The sequence below is a fragment of the Polycladospora coralii genome, from assembly GCF_014773435.2.
Taxonomy (GTDB): Bacteria; Bacillota; Bacilli; order Thermoactinomycetales; family Thermoactinomycetaceae; genus Polycladospora; species Polycladospora coralii.
This window is the reverse complement of the sequence record NZ_JACXAG020000003.1, coordinates 1-25359: the sequence shown is the minus strand read 5'-3', so window position 1 is coordinate 25359 and position 25359 is coordinate 1. Positions and strand designations below refer to the sequence as shown.

Annotated in this window: 22 protein-coding genes, 1 tRNA gene, 1 rRNA gene, 1 other RNA gene and 1 other annotated feature; of the genes, 21 read left to right on the top strand and 4 right to left on the bottom strand. The window is 40.0% G+C overall.

The window, feature by feature from the left end; genetic code table 11:
- Positions 1-23: 23 nt before the first annotated feature.
- A complete protein-coding gene (gene rpmH / locus IC619_RS08240) occupies positions 24-158 on the bottom strand; it encodes a 50S ribosomal protein L34 (RefSeq protein WP_191139399.1) in 135 nt (44 codons plus the stop codon).
- 600 nt (positions 159-758) lie between these two features.
- Here rpmH and dnaA point away from each other — a divergent pair.
- From dnaA to gyrA, 7 genes are all read left to right on the top strand, one after another.
- The gene (gene dnaA / locus IC619_RS08235) at positions 759-2111 is read left to right on the top strand and encodes a chromosomal replication initiator protein DnaA (protein WP_191139398.1); all 1353 of its coding nucleotides are present in this window, start codon (positions 759-761) and stop codon (positions 2109-2111) included.
- 287 nt (positions 2112-2398) lie between these two features.
- A complete protein-coding gene (gene dnaN, locus IC619_RS08230; protein ID WP_191139397.1) occupies positions 2399-3532 on the top strand; it encodes a DNA polymerase III subunit beta in 1134 nt (377 codons plus the stop codon).
- A gap of 64 nt (positions 3533-3596) precedes the next feature.
- Positions 3597-3806, top strand: a complete 210-nt coding sequence (yaaA, locus tag IC619_RS08225) for a S4 domain-containing protein YaaA (RefSeq protein WP_191139396.1) — start codon at positions 3597-3599, stop codon at positions 3804-3806.
- A gap of 21 nt (positions 3807-3827) precedes the next feature.
- The gene (gene recF, locus IC619_RS08220; protein ID WP_191139395.1) at positions 3828-4943 is read left to right on the top strand and encodes a DNA replication/repair protein RecF; all 1116 of its coding nucleotides are present in this window, start codon (positions 3828-3830) and stop codon (positions 4941-4943) included.
- Positions 4944-4953: 10 nt separating this feature from the next.
- The gene (remB, locus tag IC619_RS08215; RefSeq protein WP_224749605.1) at positions 4954-5196 is read left to right on the top strand and encodes an extracellular matrix regulator RemB; all 243 of its coding nucleotides are present in this window, start codon (positions 4954-4956) and stop codon (positions 5194-5196) included.
- Positions 5197-5288: 92 nt separating this feature from the next.
- Positions 5289-7211 carry a DNA topoisomerase (ATP-hydrolyzing) subunit B gene (gene gyrB, locus IC619_RS08210; protein WP_191139393.1) on the top strand — a complete coding sequence of 641 codons (1923 nt, stop codon included), beginning with the start codon at positions 5289-5291 and terminating at the stop codon, positions 7209-7211.
- Between the two features lie 36 nt (positions 7212-7247).
- Positions 7248-9686, top strand: a complete 2439-nt coding sequence (gene gyrA / locus IC619_RS08205; protein ID WP_430624108.1) for a DNA gyrase subunit A — start codon at positions 7248-7250, stop codon at positions 9684-9686.
- Here gyrA and IC619_RS08200 read toward each other — a convergent pair.
- Entirely contained in the window at positions 9683-10663 is a 981-nt protein-coding gene (locus tag IC619_RS08200) for a YaaC family protein (RefSeq protein WP_191139391.1), read from the bottom strand. The two genes, gyrA and IC619_RS08200, sit on opposite strands and share 4 nt — an antisense overlap.
- 165 nt (positions 10664-10828) lie before the next feature.
- On the opposite strand from IC619_RS08200, the gene IC619_RS08195 reads away from it, so the two are divergent.
- The 7 genes from IC619_RS08195 to IC619_RS08165 all read left to right on the top strand — a co-directional run bounded on the left by IC619_RS08195 (position 10829) and on the right by IC619_RS08165 (position 18166).
- On the top strand, positions 10829-11680 hold the full coding sequence (locus IC619_RS08195) for a PGAP1-like alpha/beta domain-containing protein (protein ID WP_191139390.1): 852 nt from the start codon (positions 10829-10831) through the stop codon (positions 11678-11680).
- A gap of 207 nt (positions 11681-11887) precedes the next feature.
- Complete coding sequence (guaB, locus tag IC619_RS08190) at positions 11888-13345, top strand: IMP dehydrogenase (protein ID WP_191139389.1); 1458 nt, start codon at positions 11888-11890, stop codon at positions 13343-13345.
- A 136-nt stretch (positions 13346-13481) separates the two neighbouring features.
- A complete protein-coding gene (locus tag IC619_RS08185) occupies positions 13482-14708 on the top strand; it encodes a serine hydrolase (RefSeq protein WP_191139388.1) in 1227 nt (408 codons plus the stop codon).
- A 254-nt stretch (positions 14709-14962) separates the two neighbouring features.
- The gene (pdxS, locus tag IC619_RS08180) at positions 14963-15856 is read left to right on the top strand and encodes a pyridoxal 5'-phosphate synthase lyase subunit PdxS (RefSeq protein ID WP_191139387.1); all 894 of its coding nucleotides are present in this window, start codon (positions 14963-14965) and stop codon (positions 15854-15856) included.
- A 2-nt stretch (positions 15857-15858) separates the two neighbouring features.
- Positions 15859-16449 (top strand): pyridoxal 5'-phosphate synthase glutaminase subunit PdxT, encoded by a 591-nt coding sequence (pdxT, locus tag IC619_RS08175; protein WP_191139386.1) that lies wholly within the window; start codon positions 15859-15861, stop codon positions 16447-16449.
- Positions 16450-16471: 22 nt separating this feature from the next.
- Positions 16472-16667, top strand: a binding site (T-box leader).
- 45 nt (positions 16668-16712) lie between these two features.
- Positions 16713-17990: a serine--tRNA ligase gene (gene serS / locus IC619_RS08170; protein ID WP_191139385.1), complete on the top strand. Its 1278-nt coding sequence runs from the start codon at positions 16713-16715 to the stop codon at positions 17988-17990.
- Between the two features lie 86 nt (positions 17991-18076).
- Positions 18077-18166, top strand: a tRNA-Ser gene (locus tag IC619_RS08165).
- 68 nt (positions 18167-18234) lie between these two features.
- On the opposite strand, the gene proC is transcribed toward IC619_RS08165, so the two are convergent.
- Both proC and IC619_RS08155 read right to left on the bottom strand, forming a co-directional pair.
- Positions 18235-19038, bottom strand: a complete 804-nt coding sequence (proC, locus tag IC619_RS08160; protein ID WP_224749603.1) for a pyrroline-5-carboxylate reductase — start codon at positions 19036-19038, stop codon at positions 18235-18237.
- Complete coding sequence (locus tag IC619_RS08155) at positions 19035-19922, bottom strand: helix-turn-helix domain-containing protein (RefSeq protein WP_191139384.1); 888 nt, start codon at positions 19920-19922, stop codon at positions 19035-19037. The genes proC and IC619_RS08155 overlap by 4 nt, the downstream gene beginning before the upstream one ends.
- Before the next feature lie 126 nt (positions 19923-20048).
- On the opposite strand from IC619_RS08155, the gene ffs reads away from it, so the two are divergent.
- From ffs to IC619_RS08120, 7 genes are all read left to right on the top strand, one after another.
- An RNA gene (gene ffs, locus IC619_RS08150) (signal recognition particle sRNA large type) lies at positions 20049-20315 on the top strand.
- 390 nt (positions 20316-20705) lie between these two features.
- Complete coding sequence (locus IC619_RS08145; protein ID WP_191139383.1) at positions 20706-21848, top strand: ATP-binding protein; 1143 nt, start codon at positions 20706-20708, stop codon at positions 21846-21848.
- A gap of 99 nt (positions 21849-21947) precedes the next feature.
- A complete protein-coding gene (dnaX, locus tag IC619_RS08140) occupies positions 21948-23651 on the top strand; it encodes a DNA polymerase III subunit gamma/tau (protein ID WP_191139382.1) in 1704 nt (567 codons plus the stop codon).
- An 81-nt stretch (positions 23652-23732) separates the two neighbouring features.
- The gene (locus tag IC619_RS08135; RefSeq protein WP_191139381.1) at positions 23733-24044 is read left to right on the top strand and encodes a YbaB/EbfC family nucleoid-associated protein; all 312 of its coding nucleotides are present in this window, start codon (positions 23733-23735) and stop codon (positions 24042-24044) included.
- A gap of 20 nt (positions 24045-24064) precedes the next feature.
- Positions 24065-24661 (top strand): recombination mediator RecR, encoded by a 597-nt coding sequence (gene recR / locus IC619_RS08130; RefSeq protein WP_191139410.1) that lies wholly within the window; start codon positions 24065-24067, stop codon positions 24659-24661.
- A gap of 113 nt (positions 24662-24774) precedes the next feature.
- On the top strand, positions 24775-25050 hold the full coding sequence (locus IC619_RS08125) for a pro-sigmaK processing inhibitor BofA family protein (protein WP_191139380.1): 276 nt from the start codon (positions 24775-24777) through the stop codon (positions 25048-25050).
- Between the two features lie 187 nt (positions 25051-25237).
- Positions 25238-25359: ribosomal RNA gene (locus tag IC619_RS08120) — 16S ribosomal RNA — on the top strand; the annotation flags it as partial.

The window sequence follows — 25359 nt, the reverse complement described above, 5'->3', positions numbered from 1 at the left end:
CCACTGCAACAAGTGGCCTTAAATTATGCAGATAGTACTTTTCTACCTTTTCTTCTACGTCTCGCAAGTACTTTGCGACCGTTTTTCGTGCTCATACGCGCGCGAAAACCATGTACATTTTTCCGCTTACGCTTACTAGGTTGATATGTGCGTTTCATAATAGCGTACACCTGGTTATCATTCTGCCTTATAGCATATCGTGCGAGATCTCCGAACATGAACATTCCACTCGCAAAGGCAAGATAGTGGGAACGACAGATCTAATTCAACCACCGAACCAGGCATCCTCCCTTCTGTACAACTGAAGTCGATCTATCTCACAAATACAATCCCTCTCATTATAGACAGCCCATAGCTTAGTTGTCAAGAAAGCAATCGTGATTACTTTTACTTATCCACATGTGGATAAGATTTTAAGCCGACTGTATTTATCCACTGCATATCCACTAGTTATCCACAAATTCACACATTGTGAATAACTGTGTTTATATGACTTGTGAATTGTGGATAACATGATGGATTTCGTTGTAAATGCTTGTATTATTTGATATTCTATTCTTGGCTTAGCAGTGGATAACATCATATTAACAATTAAATTATCCACATCCTGTGGATAATTTAATTTCGTTTCATCCACATCCTGTGTAAAAAGATATCCACAACATGTGGATATTGTGAATAGATAGGATCAGCTTTGTTTATGGTCATATTTTGCCTGTGGATAATTTATTTTTTGTGATACGGAAGGGGGAACTTCGTTGCAACACATCCAAGAATTATGGACACGTACTTTAGAAGAGGTACAAAATCGTGTCAGTAAGCCTAGTTTTGAAACCTGGTTAACTGCTACTGAAGCAGTCGAATTGCAAGATAATACATTGTCTATCGCCGCACCGAACGATTTTGCCAGAGATTGGTTGGAATCGCGTTATGCTGATTTGATTCGTGATGCCTTAAAGGAAGTAACAGGCGCACACATTGGTGTCAAATTTATCAGTCAGACGACAGAGAAACCAAAAGGGGATACCCCGCAAGAAAAAAAGCAGGACCTCGAGGAAGAATCGGATCAAGATGGCATTCCCATCGCAAGATTAAATCCTCGATACACTTTTGAAACCTTTGTAATCGGGTCTGGCAATCGCTTTGCTCATGCTGCTTCATTAGCAGTAGCCGAGGCTCCTGCTAAAGCATATAATCCTCTTTTCATTTATGGTGGGGTAGGACTTGGGAAAACGCATTTGATGCATGCGATTGGTCATTATGTAATGGGCCATAATCCTTCCAGTCGAGTGGTATACTTATCCTCTGAGAAATTCACGAATGAATTTATTAACTCGATTCGCGATAACAAAGCGGAATATTTTCGCAACAAATATCGATCTGTTGATGTTCTACTCATCGACGACATCCAATTTTTAGCTAAAAAAGAACAAACACAAGAAGAATTTTTCCATACCTTCAACGCCCTACATGAAGCAAGTAAACAAATTATTATCTCAAGTGACCGTCCCCCCAAAGAAATTCCAACTTTGGAAGACCGCTTACGTTCTCGTTTTGAATGGGGACTCATTACAGATGTGCAACCGCCCGATTTAGAAACACGGATTGCGATTTTAAGAAAGAAAGCAATTGCCGATAAATTAGATGCGCCAAGTGAAGTACTCGCTTTTATAGCTGATCGTGTGGATACCAATATTCGCGAACTTGAAGGGGCTCTCATTAGAGTTGTAGCTTATTCCGCTCTCATGAATCAGCCGATTTCCCCTGATTTAGCTGATGAAGCATTAAAAGATATCATGCCGGATACACGTCCCAAAGTGATTGGTATTTCCGATATTCAACAAACGGTTTGCACCTACTATCGTCTTCGTATGGAAGATCTAAAAAGTAAAAAACGGACAAAAACAGTCGCTTTTCCTAGACAGATTGCGATGTATCTGTGTAGAGAGCTTACGGAGTTTTCACTTCCCAAAATTGGTTATGATTTTGGTGGGCGAGATCATACCACAGTTATGCATGCACACGAAAAAATTAGGCGCAGTTTAGAAAATGATCCCCAGCTCCAACAAGCGATTGAAGAATTGAAAAAAAGAATTTTAAGAGGTACATAGCAGGTACTTTGTGGACAACTGTGAACAAATGTGGATAAAATTGACCTACTTATACACAGATTGTACACAGCCATCATCCGATATCGTTAAAGGGCTCATATCATTTATCCACACTATCCACAGCCCCTACTACCAGTACTACTACTATTTTTATTAAATATATATATGTATATGGGATTGATTTGGCTAATATGCATAAACTTTTTTGGATCTAAAAATGCTAATCTGACTTGTAGGCATTCACATAAACAATTAGTTCGCTTTTAAAATGGTTTAGGAGGATACCGATGCAAATCCGAATTCAAAAATCGATTTTAGTAGATGCAGTTTCACAAGTATCAAAAGCAGTCTCGCAAAAAACCACGATTCCCATATTAACGGGAATCCTTTGCCAAGCAACTTCGGAAGGGTTAACACTAACAGGAAGTAACTCGGATATTACGATTCAAGTTTTTATATCGCTAAAGCACGATGAAACAGATCAGGTTTTTATTCAACAAACAGGAGAAGTCATTCTACCTGGCAAAATATTTGCAGACATTGTACGTAAATTACCAGGTGATACAGTAGAATGGGTAGTGGGAGATCAATATCAAACCACGATTCGTTCAAAACAAGCAGAGTTTCACTTAAATGGATTACCCACTCAAGAATTTCCTAGATTACCACAGTTAGAAGAAGAGAACGTTGTCAGTATCGCTACTGATACATTAAATGCATTAATTCGACAGACGGGTTTTGCCGTATCAACTTCAGAAGCACGAGGGGTCCTAACAGGCGTACTCATACAGCTTCAGGAGGGAATACTCACATGTGTTGCGACAGATAGTCACCGCTTATCTTACCAACAAGCTATGGTTGAGGTTTCAAATGATGTACAGTTAGAGAATGTAATTGTCCCTGGGAAAAGCTTAGCAGAACTTGCCAAAACTTTTCATGATCAGGATGAAGTTGTTGACATTATCGTAGCTGAGAACCAAATGTTAGTGAAAACAGAACACATCTCCTTTTATTCAAGGTTGTTAGAAGGTACTTACCCGGATACAAATCGTGTTATTCCTAAAAATGGTGAAACCCATTTGCTCGCGTCCACCCGTGATTTACTTCAGTCTGTAGATCGGGCATCGCTAATGAGTCGTGATGGACGTGATAATGTGATAAAATGGACGATAAAACCAAATTCGATTGAGGTAAACTCTGCTTCACAAGACATTGGTAGTGTTTCGGAGGAAGTAGCTGCGCAAGTAGAAGGAAATGAATTAAGTATATCTTTTAACGCACGTTACATGATTGACGCATTACGGACCATTGAGAGTGATCAAGTAAAGATTCAGTTTACTGGAACGATGACCCCATTTTTAATTCAACCAGTAGACACTTCAGACTCTCTACACGTGATTGTACCCATTCGTACGCGTTAAACAGATGTACAGCGGGGTTGCGCTAAATCCACTCCTAACTTTTGGATAACGGGAGGCATCATACATGCAACAACTCAAACTAGATACACCCTACATTACTCTGGGACAGTTGCTAAAAAGACTAGATTTAATTTCTAGTGGGGGTCATGCGAAGTTCTTTTTAGAGGATGTAGCAGTTAAAATCAATGGACAGATTGAACATCGTCGTGGGAAGAAAATTTATCCACAGGATGTTGTGGATATCGAAGGTTATGAACCGCTACAAGTGGTTTAGTTTGTCAAAGGAGGCACAGTTTTGCGTGTTCATTCCTTGCATTTGAAGCAATATCGTAATATAAATGAACTAACGTTACAATGTCAGGAAACGCTTCACTTCTTTGTGGGCGCTAATGCACAAGGGAAAACCAATATTTTGGAATCTTTGTATGTACTGGGTATGGGCAAATCTCATCGCTCGCGGACACACAAAGAACTGATTCAGTTTGGTAAAGAATCGGCGCAGCTTCAGGCACAGGTAGTAAAAGGTACGCAGAAAATGAAGTTAAGTATTACCCTGACAGAGAAAGGGAAAAAAGTGAGTCGAAATGGGATTGAGCAAACCAAGCTAAGCCATTACATCGGCTCGCTTCCTATCGTTCTGTTTGCGCCTGAAGATTTATCCATCGTAAAAGGAAGTCCACAAGTGCGACGACGCTTTCTGGATATGGAGATCGGTCAGGTTAGCCCAGCGTATATCCATTATTTAACACAGTATAATAAACTGGTGTCACAACGTAATAGTCTACTCAAACAACTAGCGCAAAAAAAATCACATCCCTCTCTACTTACAGTGATCAATGAACAACTTATTTCCTTGGCATGCGAAATCTGGTTTCGTCGATTCCGGTTTTTGATATCTCTCCAGAAATGGGCACAAGAAATTCACCAAGCCATCACCCAACAAACAGACGAACTTGTGGTAAAATATGTACCTTCAGTCAAATTATCAGTGGAGATGAAAAAAGAGGAGCTAGCGCAGGTAATGGAAGCAGAATTAGCGAAAGTGATGGACAAAGAAATTCAGAGAGGAACCACTTTAGTTGGTCCACACCGTGATGATTTAAACCTAACTGTAGGCGGAATTGATCTACATACATTTGGATCACAGGGACAACAACGTACTGCTGCTCTTTCGCTAAAGCTAGCTGAGATTGAACTGATTTACCATGAAACTGGCTACTACCCCATTCTACTTTTAGATGATGTGTTATCAGAATTAGATGATCAGCGCAAGACACATCTTTTAGAGTCGATCAAAGGACGCGTGCAAACGTTCGTGACGACGACTAGCTTAGATGGTATTGACCCTGTTTTATTACAGCAATCAAAAGTATATCAAGTAAAGCAAGGCATAATTATGGAACTGGAGTGAGATTTTACTGATGTTTATTCACTTAGGTGGCAACCATATGTTACGCATCCGCGAGATTATTGCCATTTTAGATGCGAGCCATGCACGAAAAAGTCAAACGAAAGTTCCATTCATTGAGCGTGCGATTGAACGAGGTCAAATAGAAAATTTAACGGCAGATGAAGTAAAATCCTATGTGATTACACAGAACAAGATATACACTTCTCCAATTTCATCTATGACTTTAAAAAAAAGAGTTCATGAAAGTCAGTAACGATCAGAGGTATTGATTATCCAAACTTAGGAAATCCCTCTCCTGCCCCACTCATAGAAGTAGGGGGGATATATTTATTTTGATGAAAGTAGGTGTCTCAATTGAGTGCACAACACACCAATTATGATGAGTCACAAATTCAAGTACTAGAAGGACTAGAAGCGGTACGGAAACGACCAGGTATGTATATTGGCTCAACTTCAAGTAGAGGTCTACACCATCTGGTATGGGAAGTTGTCGATAATAGTATTGACGAAGCGCTAGCAGGTCGGTGTGATACAATCGACATCATCGTCAATCCTGACAATAGTATTACTGTCGTAGATAATGGCAGTGGCATTCCAGTTGGTATTCACAAGAAAATGGGGCGACCTGCAGTAGAAGTAGTTATGACCGTACTACATGCTGGAGGGAAATTTGATAGCGAAGGCTATAAATTTTCAGGAGGCCTTCATGGTGTAGGGGTATCCGTTGTAAACGCACTCTCAGATTGGCTGGAAGTAGAAGTAAATCGTGATGGAAATATTCACTTTCAAAGATATGAAAAAGGGGTTCCAACTGCTGACTTAAAAGTGATTGGTTCTACGAAACAAACAGGAACCAAAATTACGTTTAAACCAGACCCTACGATCTTTACCGAAACGACAGAGTATGACTACAATACGCTACAATCTCGTATTCGAGAGCTAGCTTTTTTGAATAAAGGTGTAACCATTATCTTAACAGATAAAAGACCTGAGGAGGAGAAGCAGGATACCTTTCAGTATGAAGGTGGAATACAATCCTACGTGGAGTACCTCAATCGCAATCGGCAGACTATTCACCAACCTCCTATCCATATGGAAGCGGAAAAGGAGGCGTTACATGTAGAGATTGCACTACAGTATAACGACTCTTTTTCGTCCAACATCTACTCTTATGCCAATAACATTCATACACATGAGGGAGGAACGCATGAGTCTGGCTTTAAATCAGCCTTAACACGTGTGATAAATGACTATGCGCGTCGTAATAGCTTACTCAAAGACAAAGACAGCAATTTAACTGGGGACGATGTGCGTGAAGGTTTAACCGCTGTGATTAGCATTAAAATAGGTGATCCACAATTCGAAGGTCAAACCAAAACGAAGCTAGGAAATAGCGAAGCACGAACGATTACGGAGCAAGTTTTTACAGAGCATTTTCAAACTTACCTCGATGAACATCCAGCCGTTGCCAAGAAAGTGATTGGTAATGCGGTAACTGCGGCTCGAGCGCGTGAGGCAGCACGTAAGGCGCGTGATTTAACTCGCCGTAAAAATGCTTTAGAAGTGAGTTCATTGCCCGGGAAATTAGCAGACTGTACTTCCCGTAATGCTGAAAATAGTGAACTTTATCTTGTTGAGGGTGACTCTGCTGGAGGAACTGCAAAACAAGGAAGAGACCGGATGTTTCAAGCTATCTTACCCCTGCGAGGTAAGATTATTAATGTGGAAAAAGCAAGATTAGATAAAGCTTTGTCCAATGAGGAAATTCGTACGATTATTACAGCATTAGGCACCTCGATCTCCGATGACTTTAACATCGAGAAAGCACGCTATCATAAAATTATTATTATGACGGATGCCGATGTTGATGGGGCCCACATTCGAACCTTACTTCTCACATTTTTCTATCGCTATATGCGTCAGTTGATAGAAGAAGGTTATGTTTATATTGCTCAGCCTCCGCTTTATAAGATTTCGCAAGGGAAAACAATTCGCTATGCTTATAATGATCGTATGAAAGAAAAAGTAATGGCCGAGATGACTGGGAAAGGCAAGATTGAAATACAACGTTATAAAGGTTTGGGAGAAATGAATGCTTCTCAATTGTGGGAAACAACCATGGATCCTGAGAGTCGTACTTTGCTTAAGGTCTCTTTAGAAGATGCGATACAGGCAGATCAAGTGTTTGAAATGTTGATGGGCGATCAGGTAGAACCAAGACGTGACTTTATTCAAGAGTATGCAAAAAATGCAACACTAGATGTATAGTGGCTTTTTCGTTGTTAGATCGAGGAGTTGAAAAATGTGGAGCAAATACAAGATATTAACATAAGTGAAGAAATGAAAAGCTCTTTTTTGGATTATGCAATGAGCGTAATCGTTAGTCGTGCTTTACCAGATGTACGTGATGGGTTAAAGCCTGTTCATCGGCGTATTTTGTACACGATTTATGAATTAGGAATGACACCTGACAAACCATACAAAAAATCTTCCCGTGTTGTAGGTAACGTAACAGCCAATTATCATCCGCATGGGGATGTTGCTGTGTACGATGCGATGGTACGTATGGCGCAAGATTTTTCTTATCGTTATATGCTAGTAGATGGACATGGAAACTTTGGTTCGGTGGATGGAGATTCACCTGCTGCTATGCGTTATACAGAAGCCAAGATGGCTCCTATCACAATGGAGTTATTGCGAGATATTCAAAAAGATACCATAAACTATGGTCCCAACTATGACGGACAGCAGGAAGAGCCACTTGTTCTTCCTGCTCGGTTCCCCAATCTGCTCGTAAATGGTGCAGCTGGCATCGCAGTAGGGATGGCAACGAACATTCCGCCACACAATTTACGTGAAATTGTTGCGGGAATTCTTATGATGCTCGATGATCCAGATGTTACAGTAGAACAGTTAATGAACGTTATCAAAGGCCCTGATTTCCCAACTGGTGGGACAATCTTAGGGTACGAAGGCATTCGTAAAGCGTTCCATACTGGTAGAGGAAGTATTAAACTGCGGGCTAAAACGCGCATTGAGGAAGCGAATAATGGCAAGATGCGCATTATCGTGGAAGAGCTGCCGTATCAGGTAAATAAAGCGAAGCTGGTAGAGAAAATTGCACATCTAGTGCGTGATAAGAAAGTAGAAGGAATTACGGATCTACGTGATGAATCCGATCGCAATGGTATGCGTGTGGTGATTGAATTACGTCGTGATGTAAATCCTCGTGTTGTGTTAAATAACTTGTATAAACATACGACTCTACAAACTAGTTTTGGTGTGAATATGCTTGCTCTGGTAGAGGGGCAACCACGTGTTTTAAATATAAGAGAAGCGATTCATTACTATGTCAAGCATCAAATTGAAGTGATCCGAAGACGGACACAATTTGACCTTAACAAAGCTGAAGAAAGAGCACACATTTTAGAGGGATATCGCATTGCGCTAGATCGAATTGATGAAGTGATTGCATTAATCCGCGGCTCACAAACAACACAGGAAGCGAAGCAAGGTTTAATTACGAATTTCGGCCTTTCTGAGAAACAAGCGCAAGCCATTTTAGATATGCGATTACAACGTCTGACCGGACTTGAACGAGAAAAAATTGAAGAAGAATACCGTGAGTTGCAAAAGTTAATCGCAGAATTAAAAGCGATCCTAGCGAGCGAGGAAAAAATTCGTGATGTGGTTCGAACCGAGATTACCGAGATCAATCAAAAATTCGGGGATGAACGTCGCACAAACATCGTCATAGATGAGTCTGAGATTGCAGATGAGGATCTAATTCCAGAAGATGAAGTTACGATTATGTTGACACATCGGGGCTATATTAAACGGATGCCGCTTTCTACTTATCGCGCACAAAAACGGGGTGGAAAAGGCATAACCGGAATGGGTACTAGGGAAGATGATTTTGTACAAACCTTATTTGTTACCCATTCTCATAACCATCTTCTTTTCTTCTCCAATAAAGGTAGAGTATATCGAATGAAGGCTTATGAAGTGCCTGATTTAGGGCGAACGGCTAAGGGGACACCGATCATCAACCTCATTCAAATTGCTCAGGATGAGCATATTCATGCCATTATCCCTGTAAAAGAGTTTACAAATGATCAGTTCTTATTCTTTGGTACTGCTCATGGTGTTGTGAAAAAGACAGCCTTACTTGGGTTTGAAAACATCAGAAGGAATGGCTTATTTGCCATCAAACTTCGTGATGGTGATGAGTTGGTAGGTGTTCGTTTAACAGATGGTGAGCAAGAAGTGATTATGGGGACTAGTCAAGGTATGTCGATTCGATTCCATGAGTCCGACGTACGTGAAATGGGTAGGTCTGCAACTGGTGTAAAAGGAATAACACTAGCCGAAGATGATAAAGTAATTGATATGGATATCATTTTACCTAATCATAATGTGCTTATCGTCACCCAGTATGGTTATGGAAAACGAACCCCAATTGATGATTATCGCGTACAATCTCGTGGAGGTAAAGGGATAAAAACCTTAAGTATTACCAAGAAAAAAGGAAATGTTGTTGGACACAAAGTCGTATCGGATGAAGAAGATCTCATGATTATTACGCAAGCAGGTGTCGTAATCCGGTTAAATATTTCCGAGATCTCTGTATTAGGCCGCTATGCACAAGGCATGAGATTGATTAAGGTAGACGGTGGTGAAGTTGCTACTGTTGCGAAGGTGCAAATCGCTGATGAAGAAGCGGACGATGAACTTGAAGATTAATGCATAAGATCAAAAATGAGACGAGGCCATTGATCCATAATCAGCTCAATTGCTTGTCTCACTAATATACTTTCCGTATGCCAATTTCCTAGTATGACATCACGCCACAAAGGGGTGTCATAACGGCATAGCATACTGAGCGAAAATAGTAGCATAAATTGAGTAGCTACTTGCGGTAAAGGATAGGCAAGGTGATTATTTTGGATCCATAACAAATAATCACCTTGTTTATTTTTGACAAACCAGGGATGCTGTATGGACAAACTGTCATGATGTTGCCACGTGTAATAGATGTAAGGCGATGTTGAACTGGCATACTTGAAATAATGCCCGAATCGATTCAAATGACTTTCGTAACTTGTAGGGGTTAGATTTACTCGATCTAAAATCGTTTCATGAACACGCCATTTGATCCTTTTTGAAGTAGGTTCTTGTTGCATGATTTCGATTGGCACTAGCGTTTGCTCTTTTAGAAGGAAATGATAACTATCTTGCATATCAGGTATAAAACTGAGTAAATCTTTGACATGATAACGATGATCTACTGAAATAGATGGATTGAGATAAGACATAAAAAGCGGGAACAGTCCTTCTTTCTGGATACGAATCTCATCTTGTAGAAAGAGAAAAGGAATTTTCTTTTTTTTGCGGGTCGATAATCCGTGTTGAAGGACGGCACTGCTTCGTGGATAATCTGGATCGACTGTTAAAAGATACGCTTTGATCAAGTTCATCGCGCCATAATAGAGCATTAATGGTTTGATCGTAAGATCAACAAGATGGGCGGTTTTGAATTGGATATGTGCTTGTTGTACATAAGAAGTAAAGGTTTCGGTATTCCGATACGCTATTGTGTTGTTATTACTTAAGTCTAATTTTCGATATTTGTCCATTAAGAATTGACGTACATACGCATGATTCTCATAAAATAAATATGGATCCATTATGCGATTGCTAAAATCATTTGAAAATGACATTAGTAAAAAATCCTTTCCATTGTTTTCACTTTATTATGAACAAATGATGTAATATTATCCAGTAGTGTCGATGATCCAAACTACACGATAGTCAATTGAAAAAAATCATGCAAATCGACATACTTGAATATGATCACGTTAGCGATATAAGGACGTGCAAATAAGATGATAAAAAGATTGTTGCCCCTACTTCTGATTTGCGGCTGTATGGTTGGTTTTTTTTACCCGAGTACAGCAATGCCTCAGAAGGACACACATGACTTGGTTCTCATTCATGGATATAATAATCGTCACCAATGGAGCTATGAATTCCTACAGCAACTTGTGCTAAGTAAGGGTTCGCAAAACGTGTTTGTTGTTTATGCGAATGAATCAGACAAGATTGCAACGGAGATAATCGGTGGAAAAGTGGTTACATTTATTGGGGATCGTAACTTTACTGCTGGTATTCAATCCATTGAAGAACAAGCAGAGATTGTATCTAAAAAGCTGAAGCTGTTGCAACAGAAGCAGAAGCTAGACCCCGTCTTTGATATTGCTGCGCATAGTATGGGCGGTTTAGTGGCTAGGAAAGTCGTCTATTTATTGCCGAACCAAGTACACGATTTAGTTACAATTGCTACCCCGCACCAGGGGACGCCTCTAGCGCGTGAGTTTGAATGGCTTGCCTATTTTGTAAAAGGTCAGGAAGGGATTAAAAGCATGACTCCAGCATATGTGGAAAAATTTAACCGATTATACCCAGTTGAAAATAGCCCTTTTTATCGAGATGGAAAATGCTATACGATAGCAGGAGACGCAGATTCTTGGATCGATCGCGGAGTGAGTGGTGAACTTGCAGTCGGGTGGACCTTATTATCCTTGAAATATGGACAAGATAGTGATGGCGTTGTTTTTTCTGGGGAAGCTACTATAACTGGAGCGGTTCATGTAGCCGATTTTCCAAATTATAATCACTATGAACTTATAAGGGAAGGCGAAGTAGCAAACAAAATTATTCGAATCCTGGATGAATAGCAAAATTTTCCCAATAAATGTAAAAAAATAAGAAGAGATACGCCATATTTTTTAAAGTTATCCACATATGCACATGACTTATACACATATATTGTGGATAACTCCCTTCGCTTCCCCAATATGTCGTTTTAAATAACTTGACATGAATTTTTACCGTTTGATAAACTTGCAACAAAAATAGGGTGCTGGAGAGAGGATGGATTGTATATGTGGAAAGATAAATTCGCAAAAGAAGGACTAACATTTGATGATGTACTACTTTTACCTGCTAAATCAGAAGTTTTGCCACGCGATGTCGAAACAAAAGTTCAACTGTCACCACATGTTAAGTTAAATATTCCATTACTGAGTGCAGGAATGGATACGGTTACTGAATCAGCACTTGCTATTGCAATCGCCAGACAAGGCGGAATGGGGATTGTTCATAAGAATATGGAGATTGAAGAGCAAGCAGAAGAGGTAGATCGTGTAAAACGCTCAGAAAGTGGTGTTATTACGAATCCATTTTTCTTACACCCAGACGATAAAGTACATGATGCTGAAGCTCTGATGGCTAAGTATCGCATATCTGGTGTCCCGATTGTGGACAAACAACAAAAGCTAGTGGGTATCCTAACCAACCGTGATTTGCGTTTCGTTCGTGATTTTTCTATTGCGATCGATGAAGTCATGACAAAAGAAAATCTGGTTACTGCTCCAGTAGGTACGACACTTAAAACCGCGGAAGAAATACTTCAAACTTACAAAATCGAAAAACTTCCTCTCGTAAACGAAAAAAACATCCTTAAAGGTTTAATAACAATTAAAGATATTGAAAAAGCAACTCAATTCCCACATGCTGCTAAAGACAAGCAAGGACGCTTAATTGTAGGTGCTGCTGTGGGTGTATCGAAGGATACAATGAAGCGTGTGAAAGCATTAGTTGAAGCTGAAGTAGACGTGATTGTAATTGATACTGCTCATGGTCATTCTATAGGTGTGATTCAAGCTGTACAGGATATTCGGAAGCAGTATCCCGACCTAACCATTATGGCCGGTAATGTGGCAACGGGTGATGCAACACGAGCACTTATCGAAGCTGGGGCAGATGTGATTAAGGTTGGAATCGGACCTGGATCGATTTGTACCACACGGGTTGTTGCTGGAATTGGTGTTCCCCAAATCACAGCTGTTTATGATTGTGCTACGGTAGCTCGTGAATACGGAATCCCCATTATCGCTGATGGTGGAATTCGCTATTCTGGAGACATTGTAAAAGCAATTGCTGCGGGTGCTGAGGCAGTCATGTTAGGCAGTATTTTAGCGGGAACAGAAGAATCACCTGGGGAATCAGAAATTTTTCAAGGGCGACGATTTAAAGTTTACCGAGGAATGGGTTCGATTGGTGCGATGCAGTCTGGAAGTCGGGATCGCTATTTCCAAGAAGATCAGAACAAACTGGTGCCAGAAGGGATTGAAGGGCGTGTAGCATACAAAGGCCCTGTAGCAGATACGGTATACCAGTTAGTAGGAGGCTTAAAAGCAGGGATGGGGTACTGTGGATCATCTGATATCTCAGCTTTACAAAATAAGTCGCAATTTGTTCGGATTACAAATGCCTCATTACGCGAAAGCCATCCACATGACATTCAAATTACGAAAGAAGCCCCTAACTATCATGTATAAATGATAATATATAAATAGGCTCACATAAAAATAGAAACCAGACCGGTTTCTATTTTTATGTCATATTGCTGAATAGATGAATTGAAGTTTTTGCAAATGTGTTACCATCATATAAAGTAGGAATGGAGCATAAATTGTGAAAAAAAACACATATCGAATCATTATTTTATTTCTTTTGATGTTTCATATATTACCAGGAATTCCAACTACATATGCACTATCTTCACCTGAAGTAGAGGCGGAATCCTTTATATTATTAGATTATGAGACGAATGTTGTGCTTGCTGAAAGAAACAGTCATATTGCGAGACCACCTGCTAGCATGACCAAAATGATGTCTGAATTTATAGTCTTAGATCAAATCAAATCAGGTAAGTTATCGTGGGAAGAACAAGTAACGGTAAGTGCTCGTGTCGAAGGGATTGACCAAGCACAAATTTATTTGCAAACAGGTGAGCAAGAAACGGTTAGGGAATTGTTTGTTGCGATGGCCGTTCAATCTGCCAATGATGCTGCTGTGGCATTAGCAGAGCATATTGCAGGTAGTGAAGAACATTTTGTGAAAATGATGAATGAGAAGGCGAAAGCTTTAGGAATGGATGATACGACGTATTGTAATGCGACGGGTTTAGATCCACATTTATATCGCGATCCACCAGAATGTACGAGCAAACACGTTATGTCTGCCCGTGATGCGGCTACCTTAGCTATTCAATTAATTAAAGCGCATCCTCAAGTTGTTAAGACTACTTCTTTGTCAACCTATACATTTCGACCAGGAACCCTTCGGGAACAAAAAGTAACGAATTGGAATGAGATGTTAACGGGTTTGAAGTATGCATATGCAGGTGTAGATGGTGTAAAAACAGGACATACCAATTCAGCTGGATATTGTTTCACAGGTAGTGCAAAAAGAGCGGATCGTCATTATATCACCGTCGTGATGGGGACTCATTCTAAAAGTAAACGCTTTACTGAGACAAAAAAGTTATTTGACTTTGGTTTTGAGAACTTTAAACCAAAAGAGTGGATTACTAAAAATAAAAGTATCGAAAACGGCAAAGTTTTACCATTACCTAATGGTGTAGAACGTGAAGTGGTCATCGTGCCCAAGGATTCCCTACGTTTGCCTACAATAAATGCTGAGCAAGATAAATATGAAGTAAAAGTGATGCTAGAACCCGGTTTAAAAGCACCAGTTAAGTCTGATCAAGTGGTCGGACAAGCTACAGTATATTACGAAGGTAAAGAAATAGAGGGGGTTATACCCGTTGATATTGTTACTACGACAGGTGTAGAAGAAGCGAGCTGGCTTCGTTTATTTTTTCGTAAAGGAGGAGATGAGATAAGGAGTTGGTTTTAACATATGGATGAAGGAAGCCTCCCACTTCGCATTGGCGGGAGTGCAGGTTACATACCAGCAAACAGAAGAAAACCGATTATCTGTATTTTATGGAATGAAGGAGTAAAAACTTCTTAGCTGAATGTATATGTATTTGCATATTTGCAAGAAATATCGACTAGTTGTCAAGTGCAACCCTTTGCTTTAAAATGAGCGTTAGTAAGTACAGGGTCGATCCATTACATATGGTCGAGATAAATGAGGAGGCAGGTATGATGAGCGAAATACGTCAAGTGGGAACAGAGCGTGTAAAACGAGGTATGGCTGAAATGCAAAAGGGTGGCGTCATCATGGACGTCGTAAATGCCGAACAAGCAAAAATTGCTGAACAGGCAGGTGCTGTTGCGGTAATGGCGCTAGAGAGAGTACCTTCCGACATTCGTGCTGCCGGTGGGGTTGCACGGATGGCTGATCCGACCATTGTCGAGGAAGTTATGAAGGCGGTAACGATCCCTGTGATGGCCAAAGCGAGAATTGGACATATTGTCGAGGCCCGTATTTTAGAAGCGATGGGTGTAGATTATATAGATGAAAGTGAAGTATTAACACCAGCTGACGAAGTTTTCCATTTGGAGAAATCACAGTTTACGGTTCCGTTTGTTTGTGGTGCACGTAATCTAGGAGAGGCTTTGCGCCGAATCGGAGAAGGTGCATCTATGATTCGTACCAAGGGGGAGCCAGGGACTGGGAATATTGTAGAAGCGGTTCGTCATATGCGTATGATGCAAGGACAGATTCGTAAAGTTGTCAATATGTCTCGTGATGAACTGATGACGGAAGCAAAAGAACTAGGTGCGCCTTATGAATGGCTACTCCACATTCATGAAACAGGAAAATTACCCGTTGTAAACTTCGCTGCCGGTGGAGTAGCTACACCAGCTGATGCTGCCTTGATGATGCACTTAGGATCAGATGGTGTTTTTGTGGGATCTGGTATCTTTAAATCGGAGAAACCAGAGAAGTTTGCGAAAGCAATTGTAGAAGCAACGACGCATTATGAAGACTTTGCGCTTTTAGCCGAGTTATCTAAAGATATTGGTACGCCGATGACAGGACTAGAAATTTCAAAGATTAAAGCTGAAGATCGTATGCAAGAACGAGGTTGGTAAATATGAAGATTGGTGTTTTAGCACTACAAGGAGCGGTTCGAGAGCATATCCATTTATTAAATCAAGCAGGCGCAGAAGCAACGGCTGTAAAGAGAGCAGAGCAACTACAAGATTTAGATGGTTTGATTATTCCAGGGGGCGAATCAACAGCTATTGCCAAGCTCATGAATCAGTACCAGTTGAAAGAGCCAATCCTCAATATGCATCAACAAGGTAAGCCTATCTTTGGAACATGTGCAGGTTTGATATTAGTCGCCAATCAAGTGGAGGGACTCACAGAGCCACACCTCAACTTAATAGACATTGCAGTCAAACGAAATGCTTTTGGACGTCAAAAGGAGAGTTTTGAAGCAGACTTGAGTATCGAGGGAGTTGGAGACAATTTTACGGCTGTGTTTATTCGGGCACCCTATATTGAAAGAGTAGGTCCTGAAGTACATATTCTAGCCAAAATGGATGGCAAAATCGTTGCTGCTAGACAAGGAACTGTAATGGGAGCAGCATTTCATCCAGAGCTTACAGATGACCTAAGAGTTCATCAGTATTTTGTAAATATGGTAAAGGATTCACTGGTTGCAAATTCATTAAAATAGGGTATACTACAATTATCCATATTTGAACGCAGAGAGAAGGACTAGTACTTATCCCGATTTAGCACAGAGAAGCGATGGTAGGTGGAAATCGCTCTAAGTCGAATAAGGAATCCACCCTTTGAGTGAGACGTGAAAGGTTTCCGGTTAACGACCGTTACATCGTAAGAGTGGATCTTCGCGATCAACAAGGGTGGCAACGCGGGCCTACCGTCCCTTACCTAGGGATGGTAGGTCTTTTTTCTATTATCAAGGAGGTTAAAGTGATGTTAGATATCAAACAGGTTCGAAATCAATTAAGTGATGTAAAAACACAATTACAAAAGCGAAAGGGTCAATTCGACGAACTCGATCAGGTTCATAACTTAGACCAACAAAAACGTGAGATTATTCAAGAAGTAGAACAGCTAAAAAATAAGCGAAATCTCGTCTCTAAAGAAATTGCGCAGAAGAAAAAAGCAAAAGAAAATGCAGATCAAGAGATTTTGGAAATGCGGCAGGTAGGAGATAAAATAAAAAGCTTAGATGATGATTTACGGCAAATCGATGAGAACGTGCACCATATGATGTTGACATTACCTAACTTACCGCATGAATCTGTTCCAGTGGGAGAAGATGAGGAAGAAAACCAATTTGTGCGTCAATGGGGAGAAGTTCCCCAGTTTGATTTTGCTAAAAAAGCACATTGGGAATTAGCAGAAGAACTTGATTTACTTGATTTTGAGCGCGGAGCTAAAGTTTCGGGAACGCGTTTTGTTTTCTATAAAGGATTAGGGGCTCGTTTAGAGCGGGCTTTGATGAATTTTATGCTGGATTTACATACAGACCAGTATGGATTTACAGAAATTTTACCACCCAATATTGTGAATCGAGGTACATTACTTGGTTCTGGACAATTACCTAAATTTGAAGAAGATGTGTTTAAAGTGGAAGGTGACGACAAGTACCTTATTCCCACATCAGAACCTGCGATCGTAAATTACCATCAAAATGAAATTTTAGACGGTGAAAGCCTACCTCTTCAGTATGCAGGATTTAGTGCTTGTTTTCGTTCGGAAGCTGGATCTGCCGGGCGAGATACCAGAGGTTTAATCCGTCTGCATCAGTTTTACAAAGTCGAAATGATTAAATTTACGCATCCAGATGAATCCTATCATGAATTGGAAAAGATGACCGCTCAAGCAGAAGCGATTTTGCAGAAGCTAGAGCTTCCGTATCGTGTGGTGAACTTATGCTCAGGTGATCTAGGGTTTGCAGCTGCTAAAACCTATGACTTAGAAGTATGGATGCCAAGTAACGACACCTATCGGGAAATTTCTTCTTGTAGTAATACAGTAGATTTTCAAGCTCGGCGTGCCAATATTCGCTTCCGTCAAAACAAAAAGGACAAACCAGAATTTCTGCACATCTTAAACGGATCAGGCCTTGCCATTGATCGTACGGTAGCGGCTATTTTAGAAAATGGTCAGCAGGCTGACGGTAGCATCCGTATCCCTGAGGTATTGCGCTCATATATGGGAGGACGAACGCACATTAACAAGTAATAAAAATGAACGGACGAAAAAGTAATAGCTTGACATGCGATAAAAAACATGTATAATAGTTAATTGTAGCTTGCTAATTCGTCCATGGAGAGGTGGTCGAGTGGTTTAAGGCAACGGTCTTGAAAACCGTCGTGCGTGTGAGCGTACCGTGGGTTCGAATCCCACCCTCTCCGCCAAATAAGAAAATGCCCTTCTCAGCTGAGAAGGGCATTTTCTTATTTGCTTACACTTTGGCAACATAAACTCATTTCAAGTTAGATAGCTGTTCTGCTCGTTCGTTTGTAGCTTGTACGGCTTTTTGCATCAGTGTTTTAAACTGATTTTGCTCTAAGATTTCAACGCCTGCCGCCGTCGATCCACCAGGTGTTGTAACTTGATCGCGTAGAAAGGCAGGGGAATCCCCTTGTTGGAGTAGATGAGCGGAACCATAAATCATTTGCGAGACCATTTGACGAGCATCGGTTTCAGACAGTCCATATGAAGTTGCAATTTGCTCTAGAGATTCAGCAAAATAATAAAGAAAGGCACTTGCACTTCCGGTTATCGCTGTCAGTTTTTGTATTTGTGTTTCGGTACATAGTTGATACGATCCAATTCGCTTTAATAAATGCACTATTTTTTCACGCTCGGTAGCGGCGACATATTGATTACAGGTATAAAGCGTCATAGACTCTCCTAATTGAGATGCTGTATTGGGCATCAGCCATGCTGCTGCTGTTTTTGGAGGAAGTAATTTTTCGAGTGCAGACAAGGTATAGCCACCTGCTATGGTGATGACACATTGGTTCTGAATATAGGGCCTCATTTCTGTTAAAACTTCTTTGTGTAATTCAGGTGGAAACGCTAGAATGATGATATCGGCTTTTGCAATAAATTGGGACCAATGGGTTACGAATTCAATTTGATAACGATCTTTTAAATCCTGAAGTCGTGACTGATTATCCCGATTCGTAACGGTGACGCAAAATGCAGGGTCCTCATATATTCTTGAAATGATAGCATTAGCCATACGCCCCGCACCACAAAATAATATCTCTGTTTGATTCAATTTGTATCTTCCTTTCCAGACAATAAAGCCGCAATTTCCAGCTCGACTTCTTCAACATATTTCATGTTGTGTTGTAAGTCAAATATGTAAGTTGCTTTTTGTAAGTACGAAATGGCGGCATCTATTTGCTCTAGTTGTTGTAAATTCACGCCTTTTTGATAGAAGAGTTCACCTAAAGTATGCATAGACTCATAATATACACAGTTTTTAATACCTTGATCGCAATAATAAACAGAATCTTCTAATTTGCCTGTGAATGTTAGGCAACGCGCGTAGTTATAGTAGACGCGATTAATAATTTCAACATTTTTTTTAACGGGAAGAGCTTTATATTGCTCGATCACTTGATTGTAATAAGGGATTGCTTTGTGATACTCGCTGGTGCTGGTATATACATTACCAATGCTATTTATAATTTCCATCTCACGTATAGAGTAAACGGAATTTAAAGTGAGAGAGAGGGCTTTTTTCATTAACATTAGCGCTTTCTCTTTATCCTGATGAATACGAAACACGCAAATCCCCTCATTCCACAATAAGAATTGTTTATTGCGCACCGTTTGAAAAAGGGGGTTATTACGTTCTGCTTTTACAATGTTGTACACCTTTTCATACTCTCTATTACGTAGATAATCACGAATTAGCTCGATCACATCTGTGACATAATCTAATCGAGGGGTCTCACAGATATCAAAAAAATAGTTGATATCTACACCCAGCTTGTTCGCAATCATATATAGTGTTGTAGATAACGGATAAACACAGCCGTTCTCAATCTTACTAATCTGTGCTTGTGTACAGATGCCATCAGCTAAATCTGCTTGGGAGATATTCATCTTTTTTCTCAGTTCTCGAATGTTATGCCCAATCTTGGAAAAATCCACAATGACCACTCCCATTATAATCGATCTCTATTATAGTACGAACATGATAAAATGAAAACATGAAGAATTATGAAGAAGGTATTCATGCACTTGAAGATTTAATGTATGATGTGTTATAGTTAATAGGCGTGCTAGATGGGGAGCTGGCGGTGCCCTGTAACCCGTAATCCGCCTTAACGGGATTGAATTCCTGCCTGAGGCATCGATTGTGCGAGGTCTGGTCTATTCGATCTGTGTTGAAGATTGGGTCCTACGCAACGAGAGCTTTTGAACCGTGTCAGGTCCTGACGGAAGCAGCACTAAGGAAGAATCCTCGTGTGCCGTAGGAGTGCCTGGTCTGAGCAGATAGGATAGTGCCCGCTCGGGCTTCCGGTGTCGAAGGCTGGTGCACGCTCATATGATTTAAGTCGAATCAACCCTTTTTTACGAAAAGGTTTTTTTATATGCGATAAATATTAAAAAAGTTTTGTTTAAAGAAGGAAGGTAAGAATAAAAAGCGAATTAAGCAAATAGTGAAAATTGGATACATTTGTTAATATGTGCTGAAATGTTAAGTTGTTGTGTATATATTTCAATATATAATCGAGTAGGAATAAGTTGAATCACTGGTGTTGATGATCCAAATACACAATGTCCCGTATGGAAAAATCAAAACAGTTGAAGTTGAATGATTGGGAGACCTTTATTTTGACAATGTGACTTCCTCTTTCTAACTGTACAGGTTGTGTATATCAAATTTCTATTTGCTGGATGAAAGGGAAGCTGTTATGTGGTGGTGTAAAGATGATTAAAACTGACATACAAGTATTTAACGATAAAGATGATCGTGATCGATTGCATGTATTACCGTGTAATTCTGATGTTTCTTACATGAAAATGAGTACACAGATTATTTCTCACTTACAATTGGGTATTATGGCATTTGATAATGAAAACCAAGTCTTACAATTAAATCAAAAAGTGTGTCAGTGGTTAGGCTTATCTAATTTCGGTTCAAACCACGCATCGCTTGAAAGTCTTATTGGTCATTTAGACCAGGATCAAGCTGAATATGATCACTTAGCCACTTTTTTGCACTCTTCTAAAGAAAAAGCGTCATCTATTCAATTAGAGTGGGCAGTGGGGCGAGGAATTTGTTATTTTAATGTTTCCATACATCCCGTCTACAACACAAACAAAAAGAAGAGTGGATATTATATCGTCTTTGAAGATGTGACCAGGCAAAAATTATTAGAACAACAAGTGCGTCACAAAGATGGACTAGCAACAATTGGACAAATGGCGGCTGGTACTGCACATGAAATTCGTAATCCTTTAACGGCTATAAAAGGGTTCTTGCAAGTTATTGGACACAAGTTACAAGACAACGGTTTATATAAAGAGCAAAGCTATATTGAGGTTATGCAGAAGGAAATTGACCGAATTAACCAGTTAGTTAGGGAGTTTCTCTTGCTAAGTAAACCACGAGATATCCGGGTTTGTACAGTGGGGGTTGAAGATTTATTTGCAGAAATTCTCCCAATCATTGAAAATGAAGCTTTATTATATAACGTGTCCGTTTTAATTGAGAAGAATCATGAAGCAGGTGTTAATGTAGTAGCGGACGGGGAATTGTTGAAGCAGGTCTTTCTCAATTTGTGCAAAAATGCAATAGAAGCGATGTCTGACGGTGGCACGCTGGTGCTACGTACCCATCAATTAAATGACGAGCAAAAAATTGTTGTTGAAATAGAAGATACCGGAGTGGGAATGGATGATGCATTGATCGCTCAGATATTTGATCCTTTCTTTACGACAAAGGAAAATGGGACTGGGCTTGGTCTTCCTATTTGCAGACAAATTCTAACTGAAATTGGGGGAGAGATACAAGTCTTTTCACACGAAACAGGATCTGTATTTCAAGTTCATCTTCCCTTAGCATATTAAAAAAGATATGCCTCGCTCGTTTTGAAAAACACTGTTTTAATATAGTATGATAGAAGAGGTACAAAAAAAGCCCTATCATGGGGGGCGAGGTGAAAGCGTTTGTCCTATCGGGCGTTATATCGAGTTTGGAGGCCACGACAATTTTCGGATTTGGTTGGACAAGAACATGTCACACAAACGTTGACTAATGCTCTTAACGAAGGGCATCTATCACACGCATATTTGTTTACGGGACCCAGGGGAACTGGAAAGACGAGTGCTGCTAAGTTATTAGCTAAGGCGGTTAACTGTGAATTGGGGCCAGATGCAGAACCTTGTAACCGTTGTGAAGCATGTCGTCTTATATCAGAAGGGGCTTTGATGGATGTTGTCGAAATCGATGCTGCTTCCAATCGTGGGGTCGATGAGATTCGTGATCTGAGAGATAAAGTGAAGTATGCGCCAAGTGAAGTACGATACAAAGTTTACATTATTGATGAAGTTCACATGCTCACAACAGAAGCATTTAATGCATTACTTAAAACACTAGAGGAACCACCAGGACATGTAATCTTTATACTGGCTACAACTGAACCTCACAAACTTCCGGCGACAATTATTTCACGTTGTCAAAGATTCTCCTTTCAGCGTTTTACTATCGAAACGATTGTAAAGCGACTAAAAACGATATGCCAAGCTGAAAATATCTCATATGAGGAATCCGCCCTATCCTTCATTGCACGAGTAGCAGATGGAGGGATGCGTGATGCCCTCAGTTTGCTTGATCAATCATTAGCGTTTGGCGGAGATAGTCTGAAAGAGAGCGCTGTTCTATCGGTTACTGGATCTGCTTCCAGTGAAAATTTACATCATATTTTAGCTTCAGTTAAAGATGGCGATATCAGTGCCGCTTTAACCCGGCTCAATCAGATTATACGAAGTGGAATCGAACCTGAGAAAGTGATTTCCGATTTGGTTCAAGCGGTTCGGGACATCTTGTTGTTTCAAGCTGCTCCGGGTTTGTTAGAAGCACAAGTTCCATTCTTATCTGAGGATGAAGGGAAGAACCATTTAACGGCTACTCCTACAACACAACTAACAGACATTTTAAATGTTTTAATTGATTATCAACAAAAAATGAAGTGGTCTTCTCATCCACGTATTTTACTTGAAATGTTGATCATTGAATTAGCGAACTTTACTTTAAGAGAGCATCGTGCGGATATACATGAAATGAATCAATTACTAGAAAAGGTGAGTCAGCTTGAACGCACGGTTGCGGCTCTGGAGAAACAACCACCACAATTACGAACAGAAGAGCATAAAAAAGCAAAATCTGTGAGTGAAACCCATTCCAATTCCACCACACCTACTCTTAAAAGTCGGTTAGATAAAAAGTGGTTAGAAGATCGTTCTGAGGTACAGCTAGATAGAGTACGCTCAATATGGGGAGATTTACTGCAACGTGTGAAAGTGGAGCGAATTACCGTTCATGCTTGGCTCATTGATGGAGAACCGGTCGCAGCTACTGACAACACAGTGTTAGTTGTGTTTAAAAGCAAAATTCATCGCGAGACAACGGATAAACCTGCAAACAAGAAAATGATTGAGCATATTTTGTCGGATCTGTTAGGCGTGAAAACGCAACTTTTGACATGCATGAGTGATGAATGGGAAAATATAAATCCTAAAAAAAAAGTGAGTAACGACTCAAAACGAGATGAAATTGAGGTAAATCATACCGCAAACACGCTAAAAAATGATATTGTAAGTTTGGCGATTGAAATCTTTGGCGAGAAAATGGTTGAAGTACAAGCGAGTTAGGAACATGATATTGCGTTTCCCATCTGAAATTGGTTACTGGAGCGTATTGGTTACGATTGTAAATAGAGGAGGATAAGTAAAATGAAAAATATGAACCAAATGATGAAACAAGTAAAAAAAATGCAACAGGAGATGTCGAAAGCTCAGGCTGAGTTAGAAAAAAAAGAATTCATAGGAACAGCTGGTGGTGGAGTCGTTAAGGTAACGATGAATGGACATAAACAACTACTAGGTATTGAAATTGAACAAGATGTGGTTGATCCAGATGACGTGGAAATGTTACAAGATTTAATTACTGCTGCCTTTAACGATGTAATGAAGCAAGTAGACGACTTAGTAGCAAAAGATATGGGTAAATTTACTGGGGGAATGAACATACCCGGCCTTTTTTAAGTGAAGGAGCGTGAATGGAATTGTATGTTCCTGAACCGATATCGAAATTAATAGAGGGCTTCATGCGTTTACCAGGAATAGGTCCTAAAACCGCACAAAGGTTAGCTTTTTATGTGCTCACAATGGAAGAAGATGACGTATTGGATTTAGCTAAAGGGCTTGTCCGTGCAAAAAGAGATCTACATTCCTGTTCAATATGTGAAAATATAACGGACCAAGATCCTTGTTATATATGTAGTGACAAAAAGCGAGATCGAACGATTATATGTGTGGTACAGGATACGAAAGATTTGATGGCGATGGAAAGAACGCATGAATTTAATGGGTTGTATCACGTCTTACATGGTGCGATATCCCCAATTGAAGGAATAGGACCTGATGAACTCAAAATCCCAGATTTACTAAGGCGACTGGGAGATGATGAAGTACAAGAGCTTATTTTAGCTACCAATCCCAATATTGAAGGAGAAGCTACAGCCATGTACTTGTCAAAACTGGTCAAACCATTTGGATTAAAAGTGACGAGAATAGCACATGGTCTGCCAGTGGGTGGAGATTTAGAGTATGCAGATGAAGTGACATTAACAAAAGCGCTTGAAGGAAGAAGAGAGTTGTAAAAATAGGAGTATATCGATTTTGCGATATACTCCTATTTTATCTCAACGGCTAAGCATACATATAAGGCTGTCCACATAGATTAAACTGAACTTAAAGTAGCGGAGGTTAAAAAATGTGGATGGAAATGAAATATTGGGTATTGCTAGGCGTAGGTGGAATCCTATTTTTCATGATAATCAGTCAATCTTATAAAAAGCCTATAAAGTGGATGATTTATGGTATTTTATATACAGCTGTAGGCGGAATTGCATTATTTCTTATCAATTTAGTGGGACAATATATTGATTTAAATATCCCTATTAATCCTATAACTGCATTTATTACAGGTGTACTAGGTATTCCTGGTGTGTTGTACCTCATTGCTACGAAAATCTTGTTAGTTGGATAAGTGATTTAAGAGCATGAGATGAAAAAATTCTGCCCTTATTTGCTAAAAAATGTTTGACACCTATTTGTTTGCGTGATACTATATTACTTGTCGCCACGATAAGGCGGTAACAACTGAAATGTTCCTTGAAAACTAAAGAGTGACACATGACCTGTTCAATTTTTAAATGAGCTTACAAGCTTACCATTATATGGAGAGTTTGATCCTGGCTCAGGACGAACGCTGGCGGTATGCCTAATACATGCAAGTCGAGCGGATGAAGTACCTTCGGGTACGGATTTAGCGGCGAACGGGTGAGTAACACGTGGG